This window comes from Nocardioides sp. IC4_145, from assembly GCF_011250565.1.
Taxonomy (GTDB): Bacteria; Actinomycetota; Actinomycetes; order Propionibacteriales; family Nocardioidaceae; genus Nocardioides.
Window position 1 is genome coordinate 139,450 of the sequence record NZ_JAANMS010000003.1, and the last position, 6,115, is coordinate 145,564.

Sequence of the window (6,115 nt, forward strand, 5' to 3'; positions counted from 1 at the left end):
CCCGGTCCGGGCCGGAGGGACGCGCGCGGGATCACTTCTCGGTGGCGGGCAGCTCCAGCGCGGACCAGACCGCGGACCAGACCTGCTTGGGCGGGACGCCCGCGTCGAGCGCCTCACGGGCGGTCCGGCCACCGAGCTCGGACATCACGAACTGGTCGGCCCACACCTCGTAGTAGCCGCGGCCCACCGCACGCTCGAGCCGCGCCCAGAACTCGGTGTGTCGCATGCACCCATTCTCACCGGCGGCCCAACCGGACGTCCCACTGGTGGTGGACCAGGTCGTGCAGGTGGTAGCGCGCGAGGGTGTCGACCGTGAACGCGCTGCCGTTGCTGCGCAGCCCCCGCCGCTCCCAGGCGTCGTCGGGGACGGCGTCGTACGCCGCCGCGACCTGCTCGGCGGCCTCGAGCAGCTGCGGCAGGACCGCCTCGGGGCGCTGGAGGTCGTAGCGGTCCGCGGCGGCGGTGGCGTCCTGGTCCCAGTTGTCGAAGATCGGCGACTCCTCGGCCAGCATGGACGCGACGCGCTCGGCGAAGACGCGGTGCACGTCACGGACGTGGCAGGCGTACTCCGTCGGCGACCAGGTCGCGGGGTCGGGCCGCTCGGTGGCCCCCGGCCCGGCCAGCACCTGCCCCCACCCGGCGGCGTCCTCGCGGACCAGGGCTCCGAGCCGCCCGCGGTCGACCGACGCGGCGTCGTACCCGCAGTCGGGGCAGGGTCGCGCCAGCACCCACGTCCAGTCCTTGGTGTCCGGCTCGGGTGCCTCGGGTGGCTCGGGTGCCTCGGGCGCGCGGCTGGGTGTGGTCATGCCCGCATCCTCCCGTGGTGCGGCGCGGCCCGCCGCCGACTTCCTGCCGTCGTCCGTCAGGATGCCGCCATGCCCGCGCCCGTCTCGGTCCGTCCCGCCGTCGCCGCAGACCTGCCGGCGGTCGCCGCGGTCTACGACCACCAGGTGCTGAGCGGGGTCGCGACCTTCGACCTCGAGCCGCAGGGCACGACGTACTGGGAGCAGCGGCTGGCCGCCCTCGGACCCGGCGACCACCTGCTGGTGGCGGAGGAGGGCGAGGCCGTGCTCGGTTACGCCGCGTCGTCGCCGTACCGCCCACGGCCCGCCTACGCCCGCACCCGCGAGGTGTCGGTCCACCTCGACCCGGCCGCCCAGGGGCGCGGCGTCGGCACGACCCTCTACGCGCACCTGCTCGACCTGCTCCGCGCCGATGGCATCCGCACCGTCCTCGCCGTCGTCGCGCTGCCGAACCCCGCCAGCCGGGCCCTGCACCGCCGCAGCGGCTTCGAGCCGGTCGGCGTGCTGCGCGAGGTCGGCTTCAAGCACGACCGCTGGATCGACACCGAGCTCTGGCAGCGCCGGCTCTGACCGGTGGGCCCGGGGCCACGCGTCGAGCGACCCGGCGGACTCAGGTGAGCAGCAGCGAGTCCAGCCGGCGGCGGACGACGTACAGCCCGACGAGCCCCATGACGACGAGGTAGACCACCGAGACGGCCGAGGACCACGACAACGCGCCGGTGGTGAGCTCGCGGCACAGCACGACCCCGCGGTAGAGCGGGGTGCACTCGACCACCCAGCGCAGCCAGCCGTCGAACGCGGTGATCGGGAAGAACGTGGCGGAGAAGAGGAACAGCGGAACCTGGACGAGGGTGATCTTGTCGAAGTCCTGCCAGCTCTTCATGAAGGTCGTCAGCGCCATGCACACCGCACTGAACGCGAAGCCGATGAGCAGCGCGGCCGGCAGCGCGAGCAGCGCCCACCAGGAGTCGATGAGCCCCATCGCGAGCATGACGATCAGGAACGCGGCCGAGTAGCTGCCGCCGCGCAGCTGGCCCCAGACGATCTCCGAGCGGGCGATGTCGGAGGTGGTCAGCGGGGTCGCAAGGACCTGGTCGTAGAGCCTGTCGTACTTCAGCTTGAAGAACACGTTGTAGGTGCTGTCCAGCAGCGCGCCGTTGAACGCGGACGCGGCGAGCATCGCGGGCGCGACGAACGCGGCGTACGGCACCTCCTGACCGTTGAAGGTGAAGGAGTCGATGAGCTGCCCGACGCCGATGCCGATCGAGAACAGGTAGAAGACCGGCTCGAGGAAGCCGGTGAGGAAGAGCTTCCAGTGCTCGCGGTAGACGATGTAGTTGCGCAGCACGAGCAGCCGCAGCGCCTGCCAGGCGGTCGGCGGCGGCAGCGGCTCGCGCGGGGTGAAGACGTCGCTCACGAGACCAGCCGCTTCCGCAGCCCGGTGACCGACCAGGACCACCCGACGACGCACAGCACGAGCAGCACCGCGACGTTCACGCCGGCGAGCCACCAGGTGACGTTGTCGAGGGCGAACATGCGCGAGAGGTTGACGCCGTGCCACAGCGGCGTGAGCCGGGCGACCCACGACCCGACGGCGCCGAGGTTGTCGACGGGGAAGAACGCGCCGGAGAAGAGGAACAGCGGGAAGACGCCGAGCCGGAAGAGGAGCCCGAACGCCGACTCCGACTGCAGCCGCGCCGTGAAGCCGTAGACGAGCCCGGCGAAGGCCATGCCGGTCAGCACCTGCGCGAGGAAGGCGAGGAACGGCCCCCACCACGACGCGTAGACGCCGAACGGCGCCAGCACCGCGGTGAAGACCGCGCACGTCGTGACCAGCCGGAACAGCACGAAGCCGAGCGTCGCCCCGACCAGGTGGCTCACCTGGAGCGGGGTGGCGAGCATCGAGTCGTAGACCTTCTGCCACTTGATCAGCCCCATGACGGGGTACGTCGTCTCCCCCACGGCGGTCTGCATGGCGTGGGCGGCGATGAGGCCGGGGACGACGAACGCGAGGTACGACGACGCGCCCTCGAGCTGGTCGGGGTCGCCCTCGATGAACCCGCCGAGGATGACGCCCATCGCGACGACGTAGAACAGGGGGGCGAGGAACGAGCTGACCACCGACGAGCGCCAGGTGCGCTTGTAGACCGTCCACCAGTAGTCGGTCTGCCGCGCGATGCCGGTCCACAGCGGCAGGTCGCCGCGGGCGTCGGGGTCGGTCCGGGTCGTCACGGTCACCTCAGTCCACCAGCGTCCGGCCGGTGAGCCGCAGGAACACGTCCTCCAGCGTGGAGCGTCGCACCAGCGTCGCCACCGGCCGCAGCCCGCGCTCGAGGGTCTTCGCCACGACCTCCTCGCCGTCGGCGCTGTAGACGAGCAACCGGTCGGGCAGCACCTCGACCCGGTCGCCGAGGTCCGCGACCTTCTCCGCGACCGCCTCGTGCGAGCCGCCCTCGGCCGCGACGCCGAAGCGCAGCTCGGCCACCTCCCGGGTGGAGTGCTCGCGGATCAGGTCCAGCGGCGACCCCTCGGCCGCGATCAGCCCCTTGTCCATGACGACGAGCCGGTCGCAGAGCTGCTCGGCCTCGTCCATGTAGTGCGTGGTGATGACGAGGGTGACGCCGGCCTGCTTGAGCCGGAACAACCGGTCCCAGAGCACGTGCCGGGCCTGCGGGTCCAGCCCGGTCGTCGGCTCGTCGAGCAGCAGCAGGTCGGGGCGGTTGACCAGCGAGCGGGCGATGGTGAGCCGGCGCTTCATCCCGCCGGAGAGGTCCTCGACCTTGGCGTCGGCCTTGTCGGTCAGCTGCACGAACTCCAGCAGCTCGTCGACGCGCTCGCGGACCTCCTTCTTCGGCATCCCGAAGTAGCGGCCGTAGATGTAGAGGTTGTCGCGGACGTTCAGCTCGGTGTCGAGGGTGTCCTCCTGCGGGCACACCCCGAGCCTGCTGCGGATCGCCGGCCCGTCGACGGCCGGGTCCATGCCGAGGATCCGCAGCTCGCCGCCGCTGACCGGCGACACGGCCGCGACCATCCGCATCGTGGAGGACTTGCCCGCCCCGTTCGGGCCGAGGAAGCCGAACGCCTCGCCACGGCGCACGTCGACGTCGATCCCGCGCACCGCCTCGAAGTCGCCGAAGGACTTGCGCAGGCCGCGCGCGGAGATCATCGAGTCGGGGGCGGGGTCCGGGGCCATGGGCGGGACTCTAGGACCGCCCGGGGACGACGACCGTGATGCCCGGCCCGCCGGCGCCCGGCGTGCCCAGCGCCGCGAGCGCGTCGGGCGCCTCGGCCAGGCCGATCCGGCGGGTCACGAGCGCGGCGGGGTCGAGGGTGCCGGCGGCGACGAGGTCGAGCATGGCGGGGTACTCCGCCGCCGACATCCCGTGCGAGCCCAGCACCGCGAGCTCCTGGGCGACCACGACGTCCATCGGCAGCGGCGGCGCGGCGTGCTCGCCGAGCAGCAGGCCGACCTGCACGTGCCGGCCGCGGCGGCGCAGCGAGCGGACCGAGGCCGCCGCGGTCGTCGGCGACCCGACGGCGTCGATCGAGACGTGCGCCCCGCCCCCGGTGAGGTCTCGGACCGCGTCGGCGACCGGGACCGCAGCCGGGTCGACCACCTCGGCCCCAAGCGCCCAGGCGGCCTCCCGGGCCGCGGGGTCGAGGTCGGTCGCCACGACCGAGGCCCCGAGCGCGACGCCGATCATCACCGCGGAGAGGCCGACGCCGCCGCAGCCGTGCACGGCGAGGTGCTGGCCGGCGCGCAGGTCGCCGTGGGCCCGCAGGGCGCGGTACGACGTCGCGAACCGGCACCCGAGCGCCGCGGCCGCGGCGAGGTCCAGCTCGTCGGGCACCCGGACCAGGTTGGTGTCCGCGGCCGGCACGGCGACCCGCTCGGCCCACGACCCGGCGTAGGTGAACCCCGGCTGCTGCTGGTCCGGGCACACCTGGTGCTCTCCGGCCGCGCACCACGCGCAGCGCCCGCACGCGACGACGAACGGCACCGTCACCCGGTCACCGGCCGTCCACCCGCGGACCTCCGCCCCGACCTCCGCGACCGTGCCGGCGAGCTCGTGGCCAGGCACCATCGGCAGCGGCACGGGGTCGTGACCCTGCCAGGCGTGCCAGTCCGACCGGCACACGCCGGTCGCAGCCACCTGCACCACGACCCCGTCGGCCGGGCAGGCCGGCTCCGTCACGTCCTCGACGGTCGGCCGCTCGCCGTACGTCCGGTAGACCACCGCATCCATGGGCCGGAGCGTAGGAGACCGGCCGGGGCCGCCTCAGGCGGGCTGGTGGGTCGCCGCGATGTCGAGCACCCAGGTGACGCCGAACCGGTCGCGGAGCATGCCGTAGAGCGGCGCCCAGGCCGCCGGCGCGAGCGGCACCACGACGGTCCCGTGCTCGGCGAGCCGCTCCCAGCAACCCGTGACCTCGTCGGCGTCGTCGCCGCGGACGGACACGAAGTAGGACCCCTGGCCCTGCTCCCACGGCAGCGCGGACGGGACGTCGTACGCCATCACGCGGAAACCGGCGTCCGAGACCACCTGGCCCCACATGACCTGGTCGGCCTCCGCCTCGTCCTGGACGGCGTGGGCGTCGCGGTAGGTCACGACGGTCAGCTCGCCGCCGAACACCGAGCGGTAGAGCTCGAGGGCGGCGCTGGCGTCGCCGCGGAGGTTGACGTGCGTGGTGGTGCTGAACGACATGGGTGCTCCTTCGAGAGTGCTGGCGGGTCGGTCGACCGGCCACGACGCACTCAACCGGCCGATCAGGTCAGGTCCTGTCCGCTCCGTGCGGCAGGCTGTCCTCGTGTCCACCACCGGCCGGCTGCTCTCGCTCCTGTCGCTCCTCCAGGCGCGCCGGGACTGGCCGGGCCCGGCGCTGGCGCGGCGGCTGGAGGTGAGCGAGCGGACGGTACGCCGTGACGTCGAGCGGTTGCGCGACCTCGGCTACCCGATCGAGACGACGCGGGGACCCGACGGCGGCTACCGGCTCGGCGCCGGTCCCGACCTGCCGCCGCTGCTGCTCGACGACGGGCAGGCGGTCGCGCTCGCGGTCGCGCTGCAGACCGCCGCGGCGTCCGGCGCGGCCGTCGCCGACGACGCGGCCCGGGCGCTCGCGACCGTCCGGCAGGTCATGCCCGCCCGGCTGCGGCACCGGGTCGACGCCGTGCAGGTCTCCGCAGTCGGTCGCCCCTCGGGGGAGGCAGCGGACCCAGCGGTGATCGCGGTGCTGACCTCGGCCGTGCGCGACCGCGAGGTGGTCCGCTTCGACCACCGGCCGGTCGACACCGGTGCGGACGGTCCGCCCGG

Annotated in this window: 9 protein-coding genes; 2 read left to right on the forward strand and 7 right to left on the reverse strand. The window is 73.7% G+C overall.

Going from position 1 to position 6,115, the window contains the following annotated elements:
- Positions 1-31 precede the first annotated feature (31 nt).
- Positions 32-226 (reverse strand): DUF3046 domain-containing protein, encoded by a 195-nt coding sequence (locus G6553_RS03075; RefSeq protein WP_166189050.1) that lies wholly within the window; start codon positions 224-226, stop codon positions 32-34.
- A 10-nt stretch (positions 227-236) separates the two neighbouring features.
- Positions 237-806, reverse strand: a complete 570-nt coding sequence (locus G6553_RS03080; protein ID WP_166189052.1) for a DinB family protein — start codon at positions 804-806, stop codon at positions 237-239.
- A gap of 69 nt (positions 807-875) precedes the next feature.
- On the opposite strand from G6553_RS03080, the gene G6553_RS03085 reads away from it, so the two are divergent.
- Complete coding sequence (locus G6553_RS03085) at positions 876-1,373, forward strand: GNAT family N-acetyltransferase (RefSeq protein ID WP_166189053.1); 498 nt, start codon at positions 876-878, stop codon at positions 1,371-1,373.
- A gap of 40 nt (positions 1,374-1,413) precedes the next feature.
- Here the strand turns inward: G6553_RS03085 and G6553_RS03090 are convergent, their stop codons facing one another.
- Genes G6553_RS03090 through G6553_RS03110 form a run of 5 tightly spaced genes read right to left on the reverse strand, consistent with a single transcriptional unit; the run spans position 1,414 to position 5,509 of the window.
- Positions 1,414-2,220 carry an ABC transporter permease gene (locus G6553_RS03090; RefSeq protein WP_347565460.1) on the reverse strand — a complete coding sequence of 269 codons (807 nt, stop codon included), beginning with the start codon at positions 2,218-2,220 and terminating at the stop codon, positions 1,414-1,416.
- Positions 2,217-3,035: an ABC transporter permease gene (locus G6553_RS03095; protein ID WP_347565461.1), complete on the reverse strand. Its 819-nt coding sequence runs from the start codon at positions 3,033-3,035 to the stop codon at positions 2,217-2,219. The genes G6553_RS03090 and G6553_RS03095 overlap by 4 nt, the downstream gene beginning before the upstream one ends.
- Positions 3,036-3,042: 7 nt before the next feature.
- Positions 3,043-3,996, reverse strand: coding sequence for an ABC transporter ATP-binding protein (locus G6553_RS03100; RefSeq protein WP_166189055.1), 954 nt, complete (start codon positions 3,994-3,996; stop codon positions 3,043-3,045).
- 10 nt (positions 3,997-4,006) lie between these two features.
- Complete coding sequence (locus G6553_RS03105; RefSeq protein ID WP_166189057.1) at positions 4,007-5,050, reverse strand: zinc-dependent alcohol dehydrogenase family protein; 1,044 nt, start codon at positions 5,048-5,050, stop codon at positions 4,007-4,009.
- A gap of 33 nt (positions 5,051-5,083) precedes the next feature.
- Entirely contained in the window at positions 5,084-5,509 is a 426-nt protein-coding gene (locus G6553_RS03110; RefSeq protein WP_166189059.1) for a VOC family protein, read from the reverse strand.
- A gap of 103 nt (positions 5,510-5,612) precedes the next feature.
- Between G6553_RS03110 and G6553_RS03115 the strand changes: the two genes are divergently transcribed.
- Positions 5,613-6,115, forward strand: a 503-nt coding sequence (locus tag G6553_RS03115) for an HTH domain-containing protein (protein ID WP_347565462.1), incomplete at its 3' end; no start/stop codon positions are given.